This window comes from Nitrobacter vulgaris, from assembly GCF_031453995.1.
In the GTDB taxonomy this organism is placed as follows: domain Bacteria; phylum Pseudomonadota; class Alphaproteobacteria; order Rhizobiales; family Xanthobacteraceae; genus Nitrobacter; species Nitrobacter vulgaris.
On sequence record NZ_JAVDPZ010000003.1, the window covers coordinates 47,179 to 70,321 of the forward strand.

General features: G+C 63.1%; 20 protein-coding genes. 12 read left to right on the top strand and 8 right to left on the bottom strand.

Going from position 1 to position 23,143, the window contains the following annotated elements; all coding sequences use genetic code 11:
* Positions 1-151: 151 nt before the first annotated feature.
* From GGQ85_RS02365 to mutL, 9 genes are all read left to right on the top strand, one after another.
* Complete coding sequence (locus GGQ85_RS02365; RefSeq protein ID WP_309773327.1) at positions 152-1,135, top strand: bifunctional riboflavin kinase/FAD synthetase; 984 nt, start codon at positions 152-154, stop codon at positions 1,133-1,135.
* A gap of 17 nt (positions 1,136-1,152) precedes the next feature.
* Complete coding sequence (locus GGQ85_RS02370) at positions 1,153-1,689, top strand: sugar O-acetyltransferase (RefSeq protein WP_079447566.1); 537 nt, start codon at positions 1,153-1,155, stop codon at positions 1,687-1,689.
* 174 nt (positions 1,690-1,863) lie between these two features.
* Positions 1,864-4,875, top strand: coding sequence for an isoleucine--tRNA ligase (gene ileS, locus GGQ85_RS02375; RefSeq protein WP_309773218.1), 3,012 nt, complete (start codon positions 1,864-1,866; stop codon positions 4,873-4,875).
* Positions 4,872-5,369, top strand: coding sequence for a signal peptidase II (lspA, locus tag GGQ85_RS02380; RefSeq protein WP_309773219.1), 498 nt, complete (start codon positions 4,872-4,874; stop codon positions 5,367-5,369). Before ileS ends, lspA begins: the two co-directional genes overlap by 4 nt.
* Before the next feature lie 77 nt (positions 5,370-5,446).
* Positions 5,447-6,181, top strand: coding sequence for a hypothetical protein (locus GGQ85_RS02385; RefSeq protein ID WP_309773220.1), 735 nt, complete (start codon positions 5,447-5,449; stop codon positions 6,179-6,181).
* Between the two features lie 461 nt (positions 6,182-6,642).
* Positions 6,643-8,037 (top strand): M16 family metallopeptidase, encoded by a 1,395-nt coding sequence (locus GGQ85_RS02390; RefSeq protein ID WP_309773221.1) that lies wholly within the window; start codon positions 6,643-6,645, stop codon positions 8,035-8,037.
* Positions 8,034-9,428: a M16 family metallopeptidase gene (locus tag GGQ85_RS02395; protein ID WP_374708838.1), complete on the top strand. Its 1,395-nt coding sequence runs from the start codon at positions 8,034-8,036 to the stop codon at positions 9,426-9,428. Before GGQ85_RS02390 ends, GGQ85_RS02395 begins: the two co-directional genes overlap by 4 nt.
* Positions 9,429-9,507: 79 nt before the next feature.
* Complete coding sequence (gene arfB / locus GGQ85_RS02400) at positions 9,508-9,927, top strand: alternative ribosome rescue aminoacyl-tRNA hydrolase ArfB (protein WP_309773329.1); 420 nt, start codon at positions 9,508-9,510, stop codon at positions 9,925-9,927.
* A gap of 175 nt (positions 9,928-10,102) precedes the next feature.
* Positions 10,103-11,914 (top strand): DNA mismatch repair endonuclease MutL, encoded by a 1,812-nt coding sequence (gene mutL, locus GGQ85_RS02405; RefSeq protein WP_309773222.1) that lies wholly within the window; start codon positions 10,103-10,105, stop codon positions 11,912-11,914.
* A gap of 60 nt (positions 11,915-11,974) precedes the next feature.
* Here the strand turns inward: mutL and rsmD are convergent, their stop codons facing one another.
* Positions 11,975-12,529: a 16S rRNA (guanine(966)-N(2))-methyltransferase RsmD gene (gene rsmD, locus GGQ85_RS02410; RefSeq protein WP_309773223.1), complete on the bottom strand. Its 555-nt coding sequence runs from the start codon at positions 12,527-12,529 to the stop codon at positions 11,975-11,977.
* 3 nt (positions 12,530-12,532) lie between these two features.
* A complete protein-coding gene (locus GGQ85_RS02415) occupies positions 12,533-14,656 on the bottom strand; it encodes a pseudouridine synthase (protein ID WP_309773224.1) in 2,124 nt (707 codons plus the stop codon).
* 76 nt (positions 14,657-14,732) lie between these two features.
* Between GGQ85_RS02415 and GGQ85_RS02420 the strand changes: the two genes are divergently transcribed.
* A complete protein-coding gene (locus tag GGQ85_RS02420) occupies positions 14,733-15,179 on the top strand; it encodes a nucleoside deaminase (RefSeq protein WP_079447575.1) in 447 nt (148 codons plus the stop codon).
* A gap of 13 nt (positions 15,180-15,192) precedes the next feature.
* Here the strand turns inward: GGQ85_RS02420 and purD are convergent, their stop codons facing one another.
* On the bottom strand, positions 15,193-16,470 hold the full coding sequence (gene purD / locus GGQ85_RS02425; protein ID WP_309773225.1) for a phosphoribosylamine--glycine ligase: 1,278 nt from the start codon (positions 16,468-16,470) through the stop codon (positions 15,193-15,195).
* 81 nt (positions 16,471-16,551) lie between these two features.
* On the opposite strand from purD, the gene xseA reads away from it, so the two are divergent.
* Both xseA and GGQ85_RS02435 read left to right on the top strand, forming a co-directional pair.
* Entirely contained in the window at positions 16,552-18,174 is a 1,623-nt protein-coding gene (xseA, locus tag GGQ85_RS02430) for an exodeoxyribonuclease VII large subunit (RefSeq protein ID WP_309773226.1), read from the top strand.
* Positions 18,175-18,315: 141 nt separating this feature from the next.
* Positions 18,316-18,543, top strand: a complete 228-nt coding sequence (locus GGQ85_RS02435; protein ID WP_079447577.1) for a DUF2093 domain-containing protein — start codon at positions 18,316-18,318, stop codon at positions 18,541-18,543.
* 100 nt (positions 18,544-18,643) lie between these two features.
* Here GGQ85_RS02435 and lpxK read toward each other — a convergent pair whose 3' ends face one another.
* The 5 genes from lpxK to GGQ85_RS02460 all read right to left on the bottom strand — a co-directional run bounded on the left by lpxK (position 18,644) and on the right by GGQ85_RS02460 (position 23,076).
* Entirely contained in the window at positions 18,644-19,651 is a 1,008-nt protein-coding gene (gene lpxK / locus GGQ85_RS02440) for a tetraacyldisaccharide 4'-kinase (RefSeq protein ID WP_309773227.1), read from the bottom strand.
* Complete coding sequence (locus tag GGQ85_RS02445) at positions 19,644-20,969, bottom strand: 3-deoxy-D-manno-octulosonic acid transferase (protein WP_309773228.1); 1,326 nt, start codon at positions 20,967-20,969, stop codon at positions 19,644-19,646. Before GGQ85_RS02445 ends, lpxK begins: the two co-directional genes overlap by 8 nt.
* A gap of 232 nt (positions 20,970-21,201) precedes the next feature.
* Entirely contained in the window at positions 21,202-21,936 is a 735-nt protein-coding gene (locus GGQ85_RS02450) for a lysophospholipid acyltransferase family protein (protein WP_309773229.1), read from the bottom strand.
* Positions 21,933-22,184: a DUF4170 domain-containing protein gene (locus tag GGQ85_RS02455; RefSeq protein ID WP_309773230.1), complete on the bottom strand. Its 252-nt coding sequence runs from the start codon at positions 22,182-22,184 to the stop codon at positions 21,933-21,935. Before GGQ85_RS02455 ends, GGQ85_RS02450 begins: the two co-directional genes overlap by 4 nt.
* Positions 22,185-22,245: 61 nt before the next feature.
* Positions 22,246-23,076, bottom strand: a complete 831-nt coding sequence (locus tag GGQ85_RS02460) for a 3'(2'),5'-bisphosphate nucleotidase CysQ (protein ID WP_244553518.1) — start codon at positions 23,074-23,076, stop codon at positions 22,246-22,248.
* Positions 23,077-23,143 lie beyond the last annotated feature (67 nt).

A 23,143-nucleotide genomic window follows, 5' to 3' on the forward strand; every position in this document is an offset into this window, starting at 1 on the left:
TCGCCTCGCGGGTAGTTTTGCATGATACGACCAGCCCTTAAACAGCGCGTTAACCGGCCGTCGAAAGGTGCCGCCGGACGCCAAGCCGACTTGACTTCGATCCGGCCGCAACGTCACGGTCCGCCACTGAAACCCTTCAATGAACGCGATAATGGCCTCGGGATTCACGATTATCCGCGATATCGCTCTCGCTGCCGCTATTCCTAAGGGAGGAGTGGTGGCAATAGGAAATTTCGATGGTGTACACCTCGGCCACCGCGCGGTCATCGCGGCCGCGTTCGAAATGGCCCGCTCCCGCGGAAAGCCTGCCTTCGCGGTGACCTTCGAGCCGCACCCGCGGAAGTTCTTCAGTCCGAATGCCTCGCAGTTTCGCCTGACCGACGAAACCAACAAGCTGCGGCTTTTGGCGGGCACAGGTCTCGACGGCGCCGTGGTCATGACCTTCGACGCCGCGCGGGCCGGCACGACAGCGCAAGATTTCATTCACCAAGATCTGATCGAACGCCTCGGAGTCAGCGGCATCGCCGTCGGATACGATTTCCGTTTCGGCAAGGGCCGGGTGGGATCGCCGAGCCTGCTTGTCAGCGAAGCCCCGCGCCTCGGGATCGAGGTGGACGTGCAGCCTCCTGTCGACATCGACGAACGCGCGGTCTCGTCCAGCGCCGTCCGCATGGCGCTTGCGGAAGGCCGGATCGCGGACGCCACCGCGATGCTCGGTGGGCCATGGTTCGTGACCGGCGAGGTGATCCACGGCGAGAAGCGAGGCCGCAGCCTCGGCTATCCCACCGCCAACATCCGCCTCGATCAGGATTGCGGCCTCAAGCATGGTATCTATGCAGTGCGCGTCGGCCGCGGCGAGGGAAAGGATCACCACCGCTTCGACGGCGTTGCGAGCTTCGGCCGCCGTCCGACATTCGACAACGGCGCGCCACTGCTCGAGGTATTCGTGTTCAACTTCCAGGGCGACCTCTACGGGACCATACTGGACGTCGCCTTCATCGACTTCATCCGCAACGAACTGAAGTTTGATGGTGTCGAGGCGCTGGTTCGTCAAATGGACGATGACGCCGCCCGTGCCAAAACCCAGCTCGCCGCCGCACCTGATGTATTTCCGAAGCTGGGAGAGATCGGCTGAAGACCGAAAAGCAGAAGATGCTCGCGGGCGAACTGTATCGCCCCGGCGACCCGCAGATACAGGCCGAGCAAGGTGCGAACAGCGTATGGCTCGCGCGCTACAACGCGGCGATGGGGCTTCCGGAAGCCCAACGCTACGAACTGCTCACGCAGCACCTGGGCCGCGTCGGCGCAGGCGTCGTGATCCGGCCTCCGTTCTCCTGCGATTTCGGCTATAATATCTTTCTGGGCGACGGCGTATTTCTCAATTTCAACTGCGTTATCCTTGACGTGGTCCATGTTACGGTCGGTGACCGCACCCAGATCGGTCCAGCGACCCAGATCTATGCCGCCGACCATCCCCGTGACGCTCAGACAAGGCACGAAGGGCTCGAGTTCGGCAGGCCTGTTCGAATTGGCTCCGATGTCTGGATCGGCGGAGGCGCGATCATCCTTCCCGGCGTCGCTATCGGCGACGGGGCGGTCATAGGCGCCGGCAGCGTGGTGACGCGGGATGTCGCAGCAGGTGTCACGGTGGCGGGAAATCCTGCGCGTCGTCTCCGGAGCGGAAGTTGAATCACGACCCAGCGCTTTGCCATTCCCTCGGCTGACTGCTATGGACAGTCCCATGTTTGCGCGGCGCACCATTCCAAGCATTAGCGGCCCGGCTTTCGCCTGAGCTTCGCTCGGCGCAAGACCGGGACCACCCCACTTTCCGCGCCATTCAGCCAAAGCCAGAAGCCTAGCCATATGTCCGACAAGTCGCAGAAATCCGCCGCGAAAGCCGACGCCCCCGATTACGCCAAAACCCTCTTTTTGCCGCAGACGGAATTTCCGATGCGCGCGGGGTTGCCGCAGCGCGAACCGGAAATCCTGAAGCGCTGGAAAGACATCGATCTTTACGGACAGCTCCGCAAGACCGCGAAGGACCGCGCGAAATTCGTGCTGCACGATGGCCCGCCCTATGCCAATGGCAACATCCATATCGGCCACGCGCTCAATAAGATCCTGAAGGACGTGGTGACCCGAAGCCAGCAGATGCTGGGGTATGATTCCAACTACGTGCCGGGATGGGACTGCCACGGCCTGCCGATCGAATGGAAGATCGAGGAGGAGAACTACCGCTCCAAGGGCAAGACGAAGCCGAACTTCAAAGACCCCGCAGCGATGGTGGCATTTCGCAAAGAATGCCGCGCCTATGCGGAGAACTGGCTGAACGTGCAGCGCGAACAGTTCAAGCGTCTCGGCATTATCGGCGACTGGGATCATCCCTACGCCACCATGACCTATCCGGCCGAGGCGCAGATCGCGCGCGAACTGATGAAGTTCGCCGCTAATGGCACACTCTATCGCGGCTCCAAGCCGGTGATGTGGAGCGTGGTGGAGAAAACGGCGCTGGCGGAAGCCGAGGTCGAGTATGAGGACCACACCAGCGATACGGTGTGGGTGAAGTTTCCGGTGACCTCGCCGGCGCACGGCGCGCTGGCGCAGGCGAGCGTGGTGATCTGGACCACGACGCCGTGGACGCTGCCGGGCAACCGCGCCATCAGCTTCTCGAACAAGATCGCCTATGGTCTTTACAAGGTCACCGATGCACCTGCCGACAACTGGGCGAAGGCCGGTGATCTTCTGATCCTCGCGGATAAACTTGCCGAGGACGTGTTCAAACAGGCGCGCGTTACCGCCTTCGAGAAGATTCGCGACATTCCCGCCGACACGTTAGATGCGGTGGAGTGCGCGCATCCGCTGAAAAGCTTTTCCGGCGGCTACGAATTCATCGTGCCGCTGCTGGAAGGCGATCACGTCACCGACGACACCGGCACCGGCTTCGTCCACACCGCGCCTGGCCACGGTCGTGAGGATTTCGACATCTGGACTCACAACGCGCGCGAGCTTGAGGCGCGCGGAATCATTTCGACAATTCCCTATACCGTCGACGAGAACGGCGCGCTGACCGCGCAGGCCCCGGGCTTCGAGGGCAAGCGAGTCATCGACGACAAGGGCAACAAGGGCGACGCCAACGAGGTGGTCATCAAGGCGCTGGTCGAACGCGGCATGCTGCTCGCCCGTGGCCGTTTGAAACATCAATATCCGCATTCGTGGCGCTCGAAGAAGCCGGTGATCTTCCGCAACACGCCGCAGTGGTTCATCGCGATGGATCGGGACATCGCTGATGACGGCAAGGCGAAGCACGGCGACACGCTGCGCGCCCGCGCATTGCAAGCAATCAGCGTCACCCAATGGGTGCCGCCAGCCGGGCAGAACCGCATCACCGGCATGATCGCCAATCGCCCCGATTGGGTGATCTCGCGCCAGCGCGCCTGGGGCGTGCCGATCGCGGTGTTCGTGCGCGAGACGGGCGATGGCTCCGCCGAAATCCTGATCGACGACGCCGTCAACCAGCGCATCACCGACGCCTTCGAAACGGAAGGCGCGGACGCCTGGTACACCGATGGCGCGCGCGAGCGTTTTCTGGGATCGCGCTCCAACGAGGACTGGCGCAAGGTCGACGACATTCTCGACGTCTGGTTCGACTCCGGCTCGACGCACGCTTTCGTGCTGGAAGACCCCCTGCACTTCCCCGGCCTCAGGGACATCAAGCGCAAGGCCGACGGCGGCCAGGATACCGTGATGTATCTGGAAGGCAGCGACCAGCATCGCGGCTGGTTTCACTCATCGCTCTTGGAAAGCTGCGGCACCCGCGGCCGCGCGCCTTACGATGTGGTGCTGACCCACGGCTTCACGCTCGACGAGAACGGCCGCAAGATGTCGAAATCTCTCGGCAACACCGTTGATCCTCAGAAAGTCATCAAGGATTCGGGCGCCGACATCCTGCGGCTGTGGGTCTGCGCAACGGATTATGCCGACGATCAGCGCATCGGTCCGGAAATTCTCAAGAACACCATTGAGACCTATCGCAAGCTGCGCAACACCATTCGCTGGATGCTCGGCACGCTGCATCATTTCAATCGCGGCGAGGCCGTTGCGATCTCCGACATGCCCGAACTCGAGCGCTTGATGCTGCACCAACTTGCAGAACAGAGCGCGGTGGTGCGCAAGGCCTATGCGGAATTCGACTACAAGACGGTGGTCGCAAGTCTCGCGGCTTTCATGAACACCGAACTGTCGGCGTTCTATTTCGATATCCGAAAGGATACGCTTTACTGCGAACCGCCGTCGTCGACGGCGCGCAAGGCCGCGCTGACCGTGATCGACAAACTTTGCGATTCAATCCTGAAATGGCTGGCGCCGGTGCTCTCGTTCACGACCGAAGAGGCGTGGCGGCTCTATCGGCCGGATGCAGAACCGTCGGTGCATCTGACGCTGTTCCCGGAGAGCTTCGACAACTTTCGCGACGACGCCCTGGCTGTGAAATGGGAGACCATCCGCGCGGTGCGCAGCGTCGTCACCGGCGCGCTGGAGCTTGAGCGTGCCGCCAAGCGGATCGGCTCCTCGCTCGAAGCCTCGCCGATTGTCTATGTCGCCGACCGCGCGATGCTTGGCGTGTTGTTCGACGTCGATCTTGCAGAGGTTTGCATCACTTCAAATTTTGAAGTGCGCGAGGGTAACGCCCCGTCCGACGCGTTCTTTTTGCCGAGCGTCCCCGGCGTGGCCGTGGTGATCGAGAAAGCTGCCGGGGCCAAGTGCGCCCGATCGTGGAAGATCCTGCCAACCGTCGGCAGCGACAGGGAGTATCCCGACGTATCGCCACGCGACGCGCAGGCGCTGCGGGAATGGAAGACGCTGGGAGTAACTGTGTGACGCCGGCAGTTCGCTCCGGCATCGTTGCGGCCATCGCGGTGCTGATTGCCGATCAGGCGTCCAAGCTCTGGCTTCTGTTTGCGTTTGATATTGGCCGCCGTGGCGCCGTCAGCGTCACGCCGTTCTTCGACCTCGTGCTGGCCTGGAACACCGGCATCAGCTATGGCTGGTTCCAAACTGAAAGTCCGACGGCCGCCGCGATTCTGCTCGCGATCAAGGCCGTCGCAGTAGTCCTGCTGGCGGTCTGGATGGCGCGGTCGCATACCCGCACGGCGACAATTGGCCTCGGCCTTATTATCGGCGGAGCTATCGGCAACGCGATCGACCGCTTCGCCTATGGCGCGGTGGTGGATTTCGCCCTGTTTCACGTCCAGATCGCAGGTAAAACCTATAACTGGTACGTATTCAACCTTGCCGATGTGGCGATCGTTGTCGGGGTGATAGCCCTGTTGTATGATTCTTTCCTCGGGACTTCCGCCGCAAAAGCGCCCTGATCACGGACGATAGGGCTTACTCGGGGTGATAGCGGCTTTTGCTGCGATCCGCTGAAAAGCTGAACAGGATGAACGTGATGCGCAACACCGAACGAAACGGTTGGGACGTGCTCGGGGCCACGGCAACACTGCTGCGCGGCGTTCGTCTGGCCGCGGTCGCCACGGGCGTTGCCATCGTGCTGTCGGCGGGCGTGGCCCGTGCCCAAGACGATGAAAACGCCAGCTTCGAAGACAAAATCATCACGAAAATCATGCACGGCCTCGGCGCCACCAATATGGAAAACTCAAGCATCGAGTATCGCGAGCGGTCGCCGCTGGTGATTCCACCCAGCACCGAATTGCCGCAGCCCGGCTCGGGCGTGGCTGAAGCCAGGGACCCGAACTGGCCCAAGGACCCCGACGTTGAGCGTCGCAAGGAGGCGGCCGCCGCCAAGAAAGACCGCAAGCCATCGCCTTGGCAAGGCGGACAATCGGAAGGCGGACATTCGATTCTGCCGAGCAAGCTCGCGACGAATGGTTCGGCGGTCACCGCCACACAACAGGCTGAGACGCGTCACTTGGGCACGGCGGATAATGTGAATCCATCACTCAGCCCCACGCAACTTGGCTTCGCGAGCAAGTTCAGCAATCTATTCGGCGGCAACAAAACGGAGACTGCCCCGTTCACGGGCGAGCCTGATCGTGAAAAACTGACGCAACCGCCGGCGGGCTATCAGACTCCATCGCCGAACTTCGCTTACGGCACCGGACCCAAGGAAGCTCTCGGCAACACCTATATCGACGTCAACAGCGGCAAAGAACGGACTTACTAACCGACCGCGGCGGGAAGCGGATCACGCGACCAGACGGCCCACGTCTTCCTGCCGGATCGCAGAACATGATGCAGGCAGTCTTCGGCGTTAGGCAGGAGCGGACGACACTCCACCGGAATAACCACATTCGCTGCCGTAGTCCGATCCCGACATCGTCCGATCCTGACATTGCATTTCGTTTAAGCGAGCCTTGCCTTCTTACGAATGTCAGAATCGAAGGACCGCTAGTAATGCACGTCGCCCGTGGAGTTTGAATCGATATCGCGTCCAAGACGCGCGGCTCGCGGGGCGCGAATGTCAATTTCCCTCCCACCAAAGCGTCCCTTTTAATGGGATCTGAAGCGATATCCCCGTTTTCGATTTGACGTGTTTCCCCATGCCAACCATATGCACTTCGTAAAACGCTCCAGCAAAGGATTGACGATAACGTGATCTCTCAGACAAATCGCCGGAGATGCGCCATGATGGCAGCGCGACGAGCGGCCATCCCCGCTTTCGCGGCACTGGCGGTGTGCCTTGCGGTCCTTCTGGCCGTGCCGGCAGCAATGGCGCAGACCGTCACCTCCCAACCTCCCGTCACGTTTACCCTGGCCAACGGGCTCGCGGTCGTCATCATTCCCGATCACCGGACGCCGGTGGTCACTCAGATGATCTGGTACAAGGTCGGGTCGGCGGACGAAACGCCCGGTAAATCCGGACTCGCACATTTCCTCGAGCATCTGATGTTCAAGGGCACCGCCAAGCATCCCACCGGCGAGTTTTCCCAGACCGTGCTGCGCGTTGGCGGCGAGGAGAATGCCTTCACCAACTTCGATTACACCGGCTACTATCAGCGCGTAACCCGCGATCAACTCGCGACCATGATGGCGTTCGAGGCCGACCGCATGACCGGCCTGGTGCTGAAGGATGAAAACGTGCTGCCTGAGCGCGACGTCGTGCTCGAGGAATACAACATGCGCGTCGCCAACAATCCGGACGCGCGGCTCACCGAACAGATCATGGCCGCGCTGTATCTCAACCATCCATATGGCCGCCCCGTGATCGGCTGGCGTCATGAAATCGAGAAGCTCACCCGCGAGGATGCGCTTGCCTTCTACAAACGATTTTACGCCCCGAACAATGCAACGCTGGTGATCGCGGGCGACGTGGACGCGCAGAAGATTCGTCCTGAAATCGAAAAGACGTTTGGCCATGTGCCGCCGCAGCCCGCTATTCCGAGCGCTCGTATCCGCCCGCAGGAGCCGCTGCCGGTCGCGCCGCGGACGGTCACGCTTGCGGACACTCGCGTCGAGCAGCCGATGCTGCGGCGGTATTACCTCGTGCCCTCCGTAACCACCGCTGCGGCGGGAGAAAGTCCCGCGCTGGATGTGCTTGCGCAATTGATCGGCGACGGCAGCAACGCCTATCTCTACCGCGCGCTCGTTGTCGACAAACAGCTGGCCGTCGCCACCAACGCGACCTACCAGGGCACCGCGCTCGATCCGGGTCAGTTCTCGATCGCGGTGGCGCCGAAACCGGGCACCGGTTTTGCTGAGGTCGAGCAGGCCATCGATGCCGTGATCGCAAATCTCATCAAAAACCCGATCCCCGCGGAGGACCTCGAGCGCGTCAAGACTCAGTTGATCGCGCAGGCCGTCTACGCTCAGGACAGTCAAACGACACTGGCACGCTGGTACGGCACGGGCATAACCGTCGGATTGAGCGTCGACGAGATCAGGAACTGGCCGGACCGCATCCGTGCGGTGACCGCCGCGCAGGTTCGGGACGTCGCGCAGAAGTGGCTGGTAAAAACGCGCTCGGTCACCGGGTACCTCATCAAGGACTCGACGCCGGCGCACGAGGAGAAGCGATCGTGAGACGCCCCCGGACAAGAGCGGGGCGCAGCCTGCTCGTCACCGTATGTTTCGCATTGATCTGTTTTGCTGCTGGTCCCTCGTTCGCCGGGACGAAAATCCAGCATCTGGTGACGCCGGGAGGTATCGAGGCCTGGTTCGTTCAGGACGCCACCGTACCTCTGGTGGCAATGGAATATGCGTTCTCTGGCGGCTCGGCGCAGGACCCGCCCGACAAGCCGGGCGTCGGCCACATGGTTGCCAGCCTGCTCGACGAGGGCGCCGGGGATCTCCCCTCCAAGACCTTTCGTGAACAGCTCGATCGCCGCGCCATCGAGCTCAGCTTTACGATCCAGCGCGATGAGCTCCGCGGCTCATTGCGAATGCTCAAGGAACACAGTGGCGAAGCATTTGGCCTGCTGCGGCTCGCTTTAACCTCGCCGCGCTTTGACGCTGATGACGTCGAGCGCATCGGCGCGCAGGTTCTGTCCCACCTGCGCCACAACTCAACCAATCCGAATGCACTTGCCGGCCTCAACTTTTCCAAGCTCGCATTCGGCGGTCATCCCTACGGTCATCCCTCGCACGGTACGCTCGAAAGCATTCCAACGATCAAGACCGACGATCTCAGAAATTACGTGCGGCGGGTGCTGGCGAGAGACAAGTTGAAGATCGCGGTGGTGGGCGACATCGAGCCGGCGACTCTTGCAAAGATGCTGGATCAAACTTTCGGAGGTCTACCGGCGAAGGGCGATCTCACACCCGTTCCTGACATCCTCGCCGCGAAGCCGCCGCAAAGTGCATTCGTTCCGCTCGACGTACCGCAAACCGTGGTCATGTTCGGAGGCCCCGGCGTCAAGCGTCACGACCCCGATTTCATGGCAGCCTACATTGATAACCACATTCTCGGCGGCGGCTCGCTGTCGTCGCGGCTGTATCGTGAGGTGCGCGAAAAGCGCGGCCTCGCCTATTCCATCTCGGAATCTCTTTTGTGGATGGACCATTCGGCGCTGTTCGCGGGCACCACCGGAACCCGCGCGGACCGCGCCGGCGAGAGCATCGAGGCCGTTAATAAGGAAATCCAGCGCTTTGCCGACAACGGACCGACGCCGAAGGAGCTCGACGAAGCCAAATCCTATCTGAAAGGATCGCAGATGCTGGAGCTCGATACCTCTTCGAAGCTCGCTACAGGTCTGTTGCAATATCAGACGGATAATCTGCCGATCGACTACATTGAGAAGCGCAATTCCATCGTCGATGCCGTCACCCTCGACCAGGCGAGAGCAGTCGCGAAGAGGCTGTGGGGACAGGGGCTTCTCACCGTGATCGTGGGACGCTCACCTCAGACGGAAGCGCAACCCGCAGCGGCGCAGCCGACTGCAGCTCAGCCCGCGCCTCAACCTGCCGCGCATTGACGGCGCAGGCAGGCAACAAACGAGGTATGGTGCCGCTGCCTGATTCCTGCCGTCGGACAGGCGAATCCAGGTGAGTGCCATGCTGCGGATCACCCGCAATATCGCCATCGACGAAAACGACGTTGAGATCAGCTTCATTCGCGCTTCTGGCCCTGGCGGCCAAAACGTCAACAAGCTCTCGACTGCGGCGCAGTTGCGCTACGACACTCGCCGCTTGGCGCTCGCCCCCGACATCGCCGCGCGGCTCGTCCGGCTCGCCGGGCAGCGTCTGACCAAGGATGGCGTGATCGTGATCCATGCCCAGCGCTTTCGGACCCAGGAGCGAAACCGCGCGGACGCCACCGACCGCCTGATCGAATTGCTGCGCGAGGCTGCGATTCGGCCGACCCCGCGCCGCGCTACCAAGCCAACTCTCGGCTCGAAGCAACGCCGGCTTGAGAGCAAGAAGCGCCGCGGCGATGTAAAGGCGAGACGTGGACGGACGTCTTCCGAGGACTAATCTCGCGCGGACGTGCCGCCGATCCCATGCGGCGAGAAGCGGAGTATCGCGCGTTGCACGCGACCGCCGCGCTCCGAACGCAGACCCTCAATCAACCCGGGACATCCGGATTTGCCCCCATGCAATCGGCGCGGCGAACGCCTAAACTCGCTCGCAGCCAGAACCGAGCCGCACCATGCCCGTCCGCCAGCTTCCCGAGACTGTCGTCAACCGCATCGCCGCAGGCGAAGTGGTCGAGCGTCCGGCCAGCGTCGTCAAGGAGTTGGTTGAGAACGCGATTGACGCCGGCGCGGCCCGCATCGACGTCTTCACCGACGGCGGCGGGAAGCGACGGATCGGCGTCACCGACGACGGCGCTGGCATGGCGAAGGGCGACCTCGCGCTGGCGGTCAATCGCCATGCCACCTCGAAACTGGAAGACGAGGATTTGCTGCGCATCCATACGCTGGGCTTTCGTGGCGAGGCGCTGCCGTCAATCGGAGCGGTAGCCAGGCTCTGCATCACCACACGCGACGCCCGCGAGCCGCATGCGTGGTCGCTCACCGTCGAAGGTGGACGAAAATCCGCGATCACGCCGGCCGCACTGACACGAGGCACGCGCGTTGAAGTCGCCGATCTCTTTTATGCCACACCCGCGCGGCTGAAATTCCTCAAGACCGATCGGACGGAAGCCGAGGCGATCCGCGAGGTGGTGCGGCGGCTGGCAATGGCGCGGCCTGATATCGGTTTTACCCTCGCAGGCGAAGGGCGTGCGCCAGCGACCTGGACGGCCGCGCTGCCGGGAGCGGCGGGACGGTTGACGCGACTGGGCGACATTCTCGGCGGAGACTTCCGTTCCGCTGCCATCGCGGTGCGCGCCGAACGCGAGCGCGTAATCGTCGAGGGGTTCGCTGCCGCGCCGTCGCTGACCCGCGCGAATGCGCTCGGCCAATATCTGTTCGTCAACGGCCGTCCGGTGCGTGACAAGCTGATTCTGGGCGCGGTGCGCGCGGCCTATTCCGATTACCTGCCGCGCGACCGTCATCCGGTGGTGGCGTTGTTCGTCACAACAGACCCGCAAGAGGTCGACGCCAATGTCCATCCCGCGAAGACGGAAGTAAGATTCCGAAATGCAGGACTGGTGCGCGCGCTGATCGTGCATGCGCTAAAGGAAGGTCTGGCGCGCGAAGGACGGCGCACGGCCGCGAACAGCGACGGCGCGGTGCTCACGGCTTTTCGTCCCGCGACGTCCCCGCGCCCTGCCGATTGGGATTGGCGACAATCGCCTGCCTCGCCTGCCGGGGGGCGGCCATGGATGGGCGGACCGCCTGCGACCGCCTTCGCCGAGGCTGGCCAAACCGCGTTTGACGTGGGCGCGCCCAGCGCGGACGTGCGCTTTGACGCTCATCTTCCGATGGATCTGATCGATCGGCCGCTCGGCGCGGCGCGCACCCAGATTCACGAAACTTATATCGTGTCGCAAACCCGCGACGGCCTGATCGTCGTGGACCAGCATGCCGCGCACGAACGCATCGTTTACGAGCGGCTGAAGGCAGCGCTGGAGCGGGACGGCGTGCAACGGCAGATCCTTCTCATTCCCGACATCATCGAACTGGATGAGGCGACCGTCGAAAAGCTTACCGACCGTGCAACTGAGCTGAAAAAATTCGGGCTCGCCATCGAGTCCTTCGGACCCGGCGCGGTTGCCGTGCGCGAGACGCCGTCGCTGCTCGGCAAGACTAATGCGGCCGCGTTGCTGCGCGACCTCGCCGAACACATGGCGGAATGGGATGAGACGCTTCCACTTGAACGGCGGCTGATGCATGTCGCGGCCACGATGGCCTGTCACGGTTCGGTGCGCGCTGGACGAATCCTCAAGCCGGAAGAAATGAACGCGCTGCTGCGCGAGATGGAGGCCACGCCAAATTCAGGTCAGTGCAACCACGGCCGCCCGACCTATGTGGAGCTGAAGCTCGCCGATATCGAGAAGCTTTTCGGGCGGCGATAAGAACATAGCGATGCGGCGGGCGGACTGCGCACTCAACCAAGCCTGCGCTTCGGGCAACAGTCATGTGCTCCGCAGGAACACGAACTCGGTGTCGTCATAGGCGCGCCGCTCGAGTTGCTCAAATCCCTCTGGCGCGGCGAAGCCCGCGGCTTTGGCCTCCTCGACAACGAGCAGCGCCTTGTCGGTCAGCCAGCCACCATCGCGCAGCGAGGCGAGCGCCTTGTCGGCAAGCTGCATCCGGTACGGGGGATCGAGAAACACCAGCGAGAACGGTGTGAGGGGATGCGCAGGCCCGAGATTGGTCGCATCGCGGCGATAGACCTTCGTCACGCCACCGAGCCCGAGCGCCTCGACGTTGTTGCGGAGCAGCGCGCGCGCCTCGGCGCCGTTATCAACGAACAGCGTGAACTTCGCTCCTCGCGACGCCGCTTCGATGCCGAGCGCACCGGTGCCCGCAAACAGATCAAGCACGCGCGCATCCGCGACCGGATCGTCATAGGCATGAACGATGATGTTAAACAGCGACTCGCGCAGCCGATCGGCCGTTGGCCGGATCTGTTGTGTTGATGGCGATGCGAGATTGCGGCCTTTCAGCCGCCCGCCGACGACGCGCATCGATCAGTCCCGCGGCGTCAGATCGCGCTTGCCGTGATAGCCACGCTTCGGCCGGCGAGGCGGACCGTAGCCATTGGCCTCAGATTCGTTGCGCGCCCGCGCCTCATCGCTGCCGGTCCGCTGCACCACGACGCTGCGGCCCTTGCGATCCGCGATCACCGCGCGCTTGGTTCTTGCCTTGTTGTCTTTCTTGCTGCGCAACGGTGTACCGTCGCGGCCGAGCTTTGGTTCGGTGTCGGCTTCGGCGGCCACGCCTGCGAAATTCGCGTTGGCGAGCGCGGCAATCTTCTCACCAAGCTGTTCACGCAGCACGCGGGTCTTGACCTCCTCGACCTCACCTTCCGCGATCTCGGCAAGCTGGAACGGCCCGTAGGAGATACGGATCAGTCGGTTCACTTCAAGCCCGAGATGCGCCATCACGTTGCGCACTTCACGATTCTTGCCCTCGCGGATCGCAAAGGTCAGCCACACGTTGGCGCCCTGATCGCGTTCCAGCGTGGCGTCGATCGAACCATACTTGACGCCGTCGACCTCGACGCCGTTTTTCAACTGATCGAGCTGAGCCTGCGTCACGTCACCATGGGCACGAACGCGATAGCGCCGCAGCCAGCCGGTGTCGGGCAGTTCCAACGCGCGCGCCAGGCCGCCGTCGTTAGTCAGCAGTAGCAGTCCTTCGGTGTTGAAATCGAGCCGGCCAACACTGATCAGACGCGGCAGACCTTCGGGCAGATTGTCGAATACGGTCGGCCGACCTTCGGGGTCGGCGTGGGTCGTCATCAGGCCACGCGGCTTGTGATACAGGAACAGCCGCGTGCGCTCGCGCTCCGGCAACGGCTGACCATCAACCGTGATAACATCGCGCGAGGTCACATCAAGCGCTGGCGAATTGATGATGCGGCCGTTGACGGCGACGCGGCCTTGCGTGACCCATTCCTCGGCGTCGCGACGCGAGGCGAGGCCCACGCGCGAGATCACCTTGGCGATGCGCTCGCCGGTCTTCTTCGGCTTCGGCTCGGGCCGTGTGCCGCGCCGCTCGTCGTCAGGCTTGCGTTCGCGATAGGCGCCGCGTCCCCCGAACGCCGGACGTTTTGCGAAAACCTTGCTGTCGTCCTCATTGTCACGACGCGGGCGATCGTCGCGATCACTGCGACGGGGACGACCCTCGCCATCGTCGCGACGTGGCCGCTCCTGCCAGGCATTGCGGGCACCACGAGGACGGTCGCCGTCGGGACGATCCTGCCGCGGGCGATCGAAGCGAGGACGATCATCGGAGTGGCGATCATAACGCGGACGATCGCCTTGAGGACGGTCAAACTTGCGAGGACCGCGATCGGCACCCGCAGCGCGCTCAGGGCGATCCTCGCGTGGTTTCGAAAATCGTGGACGCCCTGCGCCGCCGCGATCATCGCGCGGGCCGGCGTCGCGCTTCTGCCACGGCTTTTCGTCACCCCTGTCGCGGCCCTCACGGTCACCAAACTCTTTGCGCGGTCCACGCGAGCCGCGGTCGGGTGTCCCGCGTGAAAACTTCTTGTCGCCGAAGGGGCGATCTCCGCGCGGCGTATACGGACGTTTCTCGCCGCCACCCTCGCGCGGCGGACGCGCGCTATAAGGCCGATCACCTTGCGGCCGCGCACGCTGCGGACGGTCGCCGTCTTTCCGAAAACCCTCGCCGCGTGGGGTGTAGGGACGCTTCTCGCCAAATTTCTTATCGGCAAAACGGCCTGCAGGACGTGTGTCGCCACTGTCACGCGCGCGATCGTCACGTTTGAAGGCTGAGCGCTCGCCGCGAGGTGAATCCCCGCGCGGCGTGTAGGAACGCTTCGCGCCGCCGTCGTCGCGATTGAACCGAGGCCGCGCGGTCTCACCATCCTCACGCTTGCCCGCGCCCGCATACGGCTTCCTGGCATAGGGCTTCTTGCCAGAAGGCTTCGCGCCATCGGATTTGCCGGCATAGGGCCGCTTGTCACCTTCGCCTCTGTCGGACTTGCCAGCCAAGCCGCGCTTGGCGAGCTTCTTTTCCGGACCGCGCGCCACGCCGGATCGGCTCTTGGGCTTGTCCTTGCCGCCGGAGGGCCGATCACGCCGGCCGCGCGGGCGCGCATTGTCTTTATCGTTATCGCGGGGCATGAATGATCTCGCTACGGGCACAAGGTCCGACTGAGTGAGAGCGCCTCTTAACAGGGTTCGCGGCGGGATACGAGGCATGACCGCACCATCTTTCATGGACATGGCGCTCGGAGCCGCCGAAAAGGCGGGCAAAGCAGGGGAAGTGCCGATCGGCTGCGTGATCGTGCGGGGAAATGAAGTCATTGCATCGGCAGGAAACCGCACCCTGATCGATCGCGACCCCACCGCCCATGCCGAAGTTCTGGCCCTCCGGGCCGCCGCGCGCATTCTCGGCAGCGAACGACTGACGGACTGCGATCTCTATGTGACGCTGGAACCCTGCACGATGTGCGCGGCGGCGATCTCGTTCGCGCGGATTCGGCGGCTCTATTACGGCGCAGGAGACCCAAAAGGCGGCGCGGTGGAATCCGGCGTCCGATTCTTTGCCGCGCCGACCTGCCATCACCGCCCGGAGGTGTATCCGTCCGTCGGCGAAAACCAGGCGGCGGCGCTGCTGCGGGATTTTTTTAAGGCGCGGCGGTAACGATTCGCATCTATCAGCCCCTCTCCCGCGCCACCGCCCGAAGGCCGATGTCACGGCGGCAGAAACCCTCAGGCCATTTGATGCGATCGACCGCCTCATAAGCGTGGGCTTGCGCCTCCGCGACGGTCTTGCCTGACGCGCAGACGTTCAGGACGCGACCGCCACCCGCGAGAATCTGCCCGTCCTCTTCCCTGGTTCCTGCATGAAAAATCTCCACGCCCTCAACCTTGGCGGCATCGTCGAGTCCCTCAATGCGCGTCCCCTTCGCGTAATTGCCGGGATAACCCTTCGCCGCCATCACCACCGTCAATGCCGGATCGGGAAACCAGCGCAGATCGAAATGCTTCAACTGTCCGTCACAGACCGCGAATAGCGCCGGCACGATGTCCGACATCATCCGCAGCATCAGCACCTGGCATTCCGGATCGCCGAAACGGACGTTGTACTCGATCAGTTTCGGTCCCTGTTCCGTGATCATCAGGCCGGCAAACAGCACGCCCTTGAAGGGCGCGCCTTTTTCCCGCATGGCGCGCAATGTTGGAACGATGATCTCATCCATGGTGCGGCGGCACATCTCGGTGGTCATCACGGTCGCCGGCGAATAAGCGCCCATCCCGCCGGTGTTCGGCCCTTGGTCGCCATCGAACGCACGCTTGTGGTCCTGCGCCGTCGCCAGCGCCAGCGCGTGTTCGCCGTCGCACAGCGCGAAGAACGAAGCCTCCTCGCCACGCAGGAACTCCTCGACCACGATCTGGGCGCCAGCGGCGCCGAAGCCGCCCTCGAACATCATGTCGATCGCGGCCAGCGCCTCGTCCAGCGTCGTCGCGACCACGACACCCTTACCGGCTGCAAGCCCGTCGGCCTTGATGACGACCGGTGCGCCCTGCGCGTGGATATAGCTCTTCGCCGCCGCGGCATCGTCGAAGCGTCCATAGGCCGCTGTCGGAATGCTGTTGGCGTTGCAGATATCCTTGGTGAAGCCCTTCGAGCTTTCGAGCTGCGCGGCGGCTTTGCAGGGGCCGAACGCCTTGATGCCCGCAGTCGCGAGATCGTCGACAATACCTGCGGCGAGCGGCGCTTCCGGACCGACCACCACCAGATCAACCTTGTTGGCTTTGCAGAACGCGATCACCGCGGCATGGTCCGCGATATCGAGCACCACGCATTCGGCCTCGCGCGCGATCCCGGCATTCCCCGGCGCGCACCAGAGTTTCGTCAGCAGCGGCGAACCGGCGATTTTCCAGGCCAGCGCATGTTCGCGGCCGCCGGAACCAAGCAGAAGAATGTTCATGAACGACCGCCGATCCAGCCTTTCGTGTGGTTTCCAAGCGGTTTAGCATGGTAATGCGGACGAGCAACAGAAGTGAGCCTGATGCCCGCAAACCCAGCACAGCTTTTGGCGAACTCGCCGGAATATACCGTCTCCGAGTTGTCCTCGGCGCTGAAACGCACCGTGGAGGACACTTACGGCCATGTGCGGGTTCGCGGTGAGATATCCGGCTTTCGCGGGCCGCACGCTTCGGGCCATTGCTATTTCGCGCTGAAGGACGAAAGCGCCAAGATCGAGGCGGTGATCTGGAAAGGTGTCCACGGCCGAATGCGGTTCAAGCCGCAGGAGGGCCTCGAAGTCATCGCCACCGGCAAGCTGACCACCTATCCGGGCTCGTCGAAATACCAGATCGTGATCGAGGCGATCGAGCCTGCCGGAATCGGCGCGCTGATGGCGCTGATGGAGGAGCGCAAGAAGAAGCTCGCGGCGGAAGGACTATTCGATGAAGCCCGCAAGCAGTTGCTTCCCTGGCTGCCTGAGGTCATTGGCGTGGTGACCTCCCCGACCGGCGCAGTGATCCGCGACATCCTGCATCGACTGGAGGATCGTTTTCCTCGCCGGGTGCTGGTATGGCCGGTGCGGGTGCAGGGCGAAGGCTCGGCGGAACAGATTGCCGCCGCCATCGACGGATTCAATGCGCTGCCGGACGGCGGACACATTCCGCGCCCCGATCTCCTGATCGTCGCGCGTGGCGGCGGCTCGCTCGAAGACCTCTGGTCGTTCAACGAGGAAATCGTGGTCCGCGCCGCAGCCGGCAGCATGATCCCGCTGATCTCGGCGGTGGGTCACGAGACCGACGTGACGCTGATCGACTTCGCCGCCGATCAGCGGGCGCCAACACCGACTGCGGCCGCCGAAATGGCAGTGCCGGTCCGGTCTGATCTGGTGGTCGAAGTCTCTGGCCTCGCGGCCCGCGCCCTCGTCGCGTGGAAACGAGGTCACGACGACCGGCGGACCGAATTGCGCTCCGCCGCCCGCGCGCTACCAGGAGCGAGCGAGCTGCTCGCCATTCCCCGCCAGAAGGTTGACAGCGCCGCGGCAGCGCTACCGCGCGCCTTGCGCGCAAGCACGAACGTGCATCATCGCCGCTTCACGCGGATTTCCGGCGGACTCACGCTACGCGTGCTGCGCGCTCAGGTCGCCCACGCAAAACAATCCGTCGCCGCAACCGGCTCGAGGCTCTCACACTGCACGCAGGTCGGGCTGCGTCACCGCCGCGACCGCTTCGCGGGACTGGCCATCCGGCTCAGGACGTCAAGATTCGCCAACGCCCAAGCGCAGCGCGATCGGATCACGCGCGACGACGAGCGCACCCAGCAGCTTTTCGAGCGCGCGCGACGAGCGCTCGTCACCTTGCTACAGCAGCATGAGACGCGCATGACGCATTCGGCCAAGTTGCTGGCGGCGGTCTCCTATCGGGGCGTGCTCGCGCGGGGCTTCGCACTGGTTCGCGACGACGCCGGACGCGCCCTGCGGTCCGCAGCGGCGGTCGGTTCCGGCGCACGACTCACGCTGGAATTCGCTGACGGACAGGTGAACGCAACCTCCGACGCCGATCGAACCGCAGCGACATCATCCAGTCCAGGGTCGAGCCCCAAGAGCCAGCCCAGACCGGCATCCGGCAGGCGCGCAACCAAGCCTGCCGATCAAGGAAATCTTTTCTAAAAGGATCATTCGCCAAATTGAAGCGTGAGCGCCGGCAGCAGGCTGGTGTATGTTGCCGCATGGTCCAATATGCTACTGATGGGACCGAACTCCGAAAGGCGGCCGGATAGCAATGAAATATTGTGATCCTGGAGAGAAGCAGTGCTGAATAAATTTGGCCAATCCAGTCAGAGCGAAGCGCGTGTGCAGTATCTCGATGGCGATTTCCGGGTGATTTCGCCGGGAACCTACGTCCGTTGCGCTGTCACCGACGCTCGCATTCCACTCGACGAGCTAAAATACTGGAGTGTCGACCTGCAGGAAGCCTACGCTCTCCCGAGCGCAGTCTTGCAGCGCCATTACCCGGGCGCATTCAAGACGTCCTCATAACCATAGAACCCGCTTCTGATGGAATCAGTAGCGGACTCTATGATTTGCGTTCGACGCGTTTTCTTCACGCGAACCGGTATCCGCTTCGCTCGAAAACGCTCTATCGCCGCGCACGGTTGAGCCTGTCGGTCAGGAACGACCGCAACACCGGTTCATCGTCAAAGGCAAGCCCGACTGCGAAGGGCACGACGGTCTGCGCAAACGCGGCCAGACTTGCACTATTGCGCAGCCGCGCCAGATCTTTTTCCGTCGTCACCAACGTTAACCCATGCTGCTCGCCAGCGGCTTGTAGCTCGGCCAGGTCGCGTTGCGAAAACGGATGATGGTCCGCGAATACGCGCTCTGCCACCACATCGACGCCGCAGGCCCGCAGACTGCGGAAGAACCGCGAGGGATCGCCGATTCCAGCAAAGGCTAGGACACGTCTGCCGCAAAGGGCCGCAACCGAAGCGTCATCCGGGACAACCCGCGCCCGTAATACAGGTCCTCCCCGCGCCTTCACACGTGCTGCAACTTTGTCCGCGGCAGCACCAAAGCCGACGATCACCAGCACATCGGTGCGGGCCAGTTGGGGCGGCAGCGGCGCCCGCAGCGGTCCGGCCGGAAAAACCTGGCCGTTACCGAGGCCGCGATCCCCATCGATCACGATCAGCGAGATATCCTTCGCGAGCGCCGGGTTCTGAAAGCCATCGTCCATCAAGATCACGCTGGCCGCCAGCGCGCGGGCCGGCGCGACGCCCGCCCTCCGTTGCCGTGACACGATCACAGGGATCGTCCGTGCCAACATCAACGGCTCATCGCCGACATCGGCAGCCGCATGCCGGTGCGGATCGACGCGCACTGGGCCCTGCAGCCGTCCGCCATAGCCACGGCTGAGCACTACCGGCGTTTCACCGAGCGAGCGGAGAATGCCAGCCAGCGCCATCACGGTCGGCGTCTTGCCCGCGCCGCCGACATGATAGTTTCCGACACAGATCACCGGCACCCCCGCGCGCAGACCCGTCCGTGTCAGCCGCCGCGCGGCGATCGCGCCGTAAAGCGCGCCAACAGGCATGAGCAACCGCGAAAGCAACGATGATTGCCTGTGCCAAAAGGCCGGCTCACGCATCGGCCGCCCGTCGTTCAAATTGCAACTGCAGGAGATACGGCTCGAGCGCGGTCAGCGTGCGATCCAGCGCCCCGCCGAGCCTTTCCACCACCTGAGCCGCGGCCGCCGCCGCGGCATCGCGGGCCGCGGAATCGTTGAGAAGGTAGCCAAACTGCTTCGTCAGCGCATCGCCGTCGTCAACCCGCCATGCGCCACCCGCGCGGTCGAGCGCGTAATAAACATCTGGGAAGTTGAAGACGTGCGGCCCATGCACAATGGATGCATTGAGCTTGACTGCCTCAATCGGATTCTGTCCGCCATGCGGCACCAGCGACCCCCCCATGAAAACGATTGGCGCCAGCCGGTAGAACAATCCCAGTTCGCCGATGGTATCGGCGATATAGATGTCCGTTCTCGCCGTCGGCAATTGTTCCAGCGAGCGCCGCGTCCCTTGCGCGCCGGACGCCACCACCATCCGGGCGATGGCCTCGCCCCGATCCGGGTGGCGTGGAACGATCACCGTCAGCAGCGATGGAAAATGATTGGCCAACGTTCGATGCGCGGTGAGCAGCATCTCTTCCTCGCCCGGATGGGTCGAGGCCGCCACTACCACCGGACGGCCGCGGGTGACGAATAGCAGTCGCTCCAGCTTGGCCTCGTCGGCCGGCGGCGCCTGTACGTCGAGCTTGAGATTGCCGGTGATGACGACGTTGCGCGCCCCGAGTGTTGTGAAACGCTCCGCGTCGATTTCGGACTGGACCAAGCAGATATCGAACCGGCTCAACAGCGCAGCGATTGTTCGGGACGCCCGCCGCCAGCGCGGGAACGAGCGGCGCGACATCCGCCCGTTGATCAGCACAATCGGTATATGGCGCCTAGCACCAGCCAGAATCAGATTGGGCCACAAGTCTGATTCGATAAAGAGCGCAAGGCCGGGTTGCCAGTGATCGAGAAAACGCTCCACGAAGCGGGGCGAGTCGTAGGGGATATACTGGTGAATGATATCCGGCGGGAACCGCTTCGCGGCGACGGCCGCCGACGTGACCGTGCCCGACGTGACCAAAATGCCCATTCCGAGCGCGCGCAGCCGCTCAATCAACGCCGCTGCCGCCAGCACTTCGCCAACGCTGGCCCCGTGGATCCAGACCAGCGGGCCTCCGGGGCGGGGCTGTCGGGCGATGCCACGACGCTCATTGATGCGCGCCGGGTCTTCCTTGCCCTGTTTCAAACGCCGCTTCAGAAGAATGGGCGTCAGCGGCCCGGCAGCGGCGGACAGTCTGCGATAGAAGCGCAGCGTCGCCGGCAGGCTGGTACCCGCTTTCCGAAGTTCGTGAGACATCACAACACCCCCTTAACGAACCTCGGAAAGCAAAGGGTACCAGCAACTTTATGATTCTAGTACCGCTTTCGATTTGAAATTCCCGAAGATGACCCCGCTGCAAGGGGTGCAGGAATTTCAAATCGGCGGTACTAGATTCTGATTCAACTGTGTTGAACCAGAATCTAACCCTACCCCTTTGATTGAGCATGATCTCATCCGAAAACCGGATTCCACTTTTCGGGATCATGCTCTAGGCATGACCCGCCTCGTATTCGGGACCAGCCTCGAGTTCGGGCCGGCCGACTTTCGTGTAAGCGCGTCGCGTCGCATCGTTCAATGTCGCCTCCAGCCGCACCCTCAGCATCTCCATCATCTGCGCATCGGCGTCGGCAGGAACCGCAATCGGCTCCCCGCCAACCAGGACGCCGCGTCCGAACGGCAGGTTGATCGTCGTGCGATCCCAGTTATTCAGGCGGATGAAGCGGCTCGTCGCCATTGCAAATGGCATGATGGTCCGCCCCGATTCACGCGCCAGCATGATAATGCCGAGACCGGCGATCCGCGAGCGCTTCGGCACGTCGGCGGTCAGGGCCATGTTGTAGCCCTCCTCGAGTGCACGGACCATTTCCTTGAAGGCCCCGACGCCACCCTTGCGATTGAATGCGGAGCCGTGGTCGCCGGAGCCGCGAATGGTCTCAATCCCCAGCCTCTCCGCGGCGAGCGCGTTAAACTCGCCGTCGCGGTGGCGCGAGATCAGAACTTTGCCGCGATGCTCCGCCCGCTTGATGAACGGCGTCATGAAATGCTGTCCATGCCAGAACGCGAGGATCACCGGCATCTGCGGCTCGACTATGTCGTAAACATCCTCGGGATCATAGCTGAACCTGTTGGTTTGCCAAACCAGCCATAAAAAGCCCGCGGCCAGAAGGCCTGCGAACTGCTGAAACCCGCGGGAGCGCAGCAAATTGCGAAGCAGTTTTCTCAACGGGCGGGCTTCGTATCTTGACCAGGATCGAGCAGCCGATGGAGGTGCACGATGAAATACCGCATGTGGGCGTTATCAACCGTCTGCTGCGCCTTCGCCTTCCAGACGGCATGGGCCGATGCGTAGTTCGGATAAAGGCCGACGATCTCGACCTCGTCGAGGTCCTTGAAGGTCGTATGCGCGAGATCGGTCAGTTCGCCTCCGATCACGAGATGGAGCAACTGCTGGGGCGGACTGCCTGGCTGCATTGCCCGTTGTCCTACTATGTCGCCGGCCGTCAGGCAAATACCATCAAAGTCAGCAGCCAACCTATGCCAGCGGACGATCCCGAACATGCGCGAGAATGCGCGCGTGGCGAGAATGGCCAGCCGCGACCAACACGCCGTGCGTCACCTCGGCACGATTATAGAGGATCGGCTCGCCCCCGAGCGAGGTCATTTTACCATTCGCCTCATTCACGATCAAATCGGCCGCGGCGAGATCCCAATCGTGGCTCTGGCCGCCGGCAAACGCCGCGTCGATTCTGCCGTTCGCCACGCGGCATAGTCGTAACGCCAGCGAACTGACCCTCGGACAAAGGGCGGCATCGTTCGGCCGCAGGTCCAGTTTTTCCAGAAGCGGCTTCGGCCCTGCGATTCTTGAAAAATCCAGATCGTCGCCGTGGGTCGCCCCGACCGGAAGACCGTTGCAGGTCGTGCCCTGCCCGCGCTCAGCAAGAAAAAACTCGTCCGTAGCCGGCGCGAACACAGCCGCGAGCAGCGGCGAGACATTCTCCACCAGAGCGACGCTGACGCACCATTCGTCATGGCCGGCGAGATAGCCCCGCGTGCCGTCGATCGGATCGACGATCCACACCCTCCTCTTGCCGAGCCGCAAGAGATCGTCGGCGCTTTCCTCGGACAACCAGCCGTAATCCGGAAGCGCGCGCAGCTTGCTGGCAATAAGATCATTAACGGCGATGTCCGCTTCCGAAACCGGGGACGACACTCCCTTGGTCCAGGTTCGCAGCTGGGTGCGGCGCATCGCAAGCGCCAGCAATCCCGCCTCGCGCACCGTTTCGATCAGTAAGGCGCGGTCCCGCGCTAAAATGTCGGCGCGGCCGTCGGCGCTAGTGGAGTGGATTTGACACTCGCTACTCACCTGAACCGCAATCTCCCGATACGAATGTCAAATTCAGAACCCTGCTCGAACCTTATAATTTCTAGCG

What these genes read in the sequence shown, in the direction of transcription:
- GGQ85_RS02385 (WP_309773220.1), top strand. Translation starts at nt 5,447, where the DNA reads ATGCGCAACACCGAACGAAACGGTTGGGACGTGCTCGGGGCCACGGCA.
- lpxK (WP_309773227.1), bottom strand. Translation starts at nt 19,651, where the DNA reads ATGCGTGAGCCGGCCTTTTGGCACAGGCAATCATCGTTGCTTTCGCGG.
- GGQ85_RS02390 (WP_309773221.1), top strand. Translation starts at nt 6,643, where the DNA reads ATGATGGCAGCGCGACGAGCGGCCATCCCCGCTTTCGCGGCACTGGCG.
- xseA (WP_309773226.1), top strand. Translation starts at nt 16,552, where the DNA reads ATGCCCGCAAACCCAGCACAGCTTTTGGCGAACTCGCCGGAATATACC.
- GGQ85_RS02420 (WP_079447575.1), top strand. Translation starts at nt 14,733, where the DNA reads ATGACCGCACCATCTTTCATGGACATGGCGCTCGGAGCCGCCGAAAAG.
- arfB (WP_309773329.1), top strand. Translation starts at nt 9,508, where the DNA reads ATGCTGCGGATCACCCGCAATATCGCCATCGACGAAAACGACGTTGAG.
- GGQ85_RS02365 (WP_309773327.1), top strand. Translation starts at nt 152, where the DNA reads ATGGCCTCGGGATTCACGATTATCCGCGATATCGCTCTCGCTGCCGCT.
- GGQ85_RS02415 (WP_309773224.1), bottom strand. Translation starts at nt 14,656, where the DNA reads ATGCCCCGCGATAACGATAAAGACAATGCGCGCCCGCGCGGCCGGCGT.
- rsmD (WP_309773223.1), bottom strand. Translation starts at nt 12,529, where the DNA reads ATGCGCGTCGTCGGCGGGCGGCTGAAAGGCCGCAATCTCGCATCGCCA.
- mutL (WP_309773222.1), top strand. Translation starts at nt 10,103, where the DNA reads ATGCCCGTCCGCCAGCTTCCCGAGACTGTCGTCAACCGCATCGCCGCA.
- GGQ85_RS02445 (WP_309773228.1), bottom strand. Translation starts at nt 20,969, where the DNA reads ATGTCTCACGAACTTCGGAAAGCGGGTACCAGCCTGCCGGCGACGCTG.
- purD (WP_309773225.1), bottom strand. Translation starts at nt 16,470, where the DNA reads ATGAACATTCTTCTGCTTGGTTCCGGCGGCCGCGAACATGCGCTGGCC.
- GGQ85_RS02455 (WP_309773230.1), bottom strand. Translation starts at nt 22,184, where the DNA reads ATGCAGCCAGGCAGTCCGCCCCAGCAGTTGCTCCATCTCGTGATCGGA.
- ileS (WP_309773218.1), top strand. Translation starts at nt 1,864, where the DNA reads ATGTCCGACAAGTCGCAGAAATCCGCCGCGAAAGCCGACGCCCCCGAT.
- GGQ85_RS02370 (WP_079447566.1), top strand. Translation starts at nt 1,153, where the DNA reads ATGCTCGCGGGCGAACTGTATCGCCCCGGCGACCCGCAGATACAGGCC.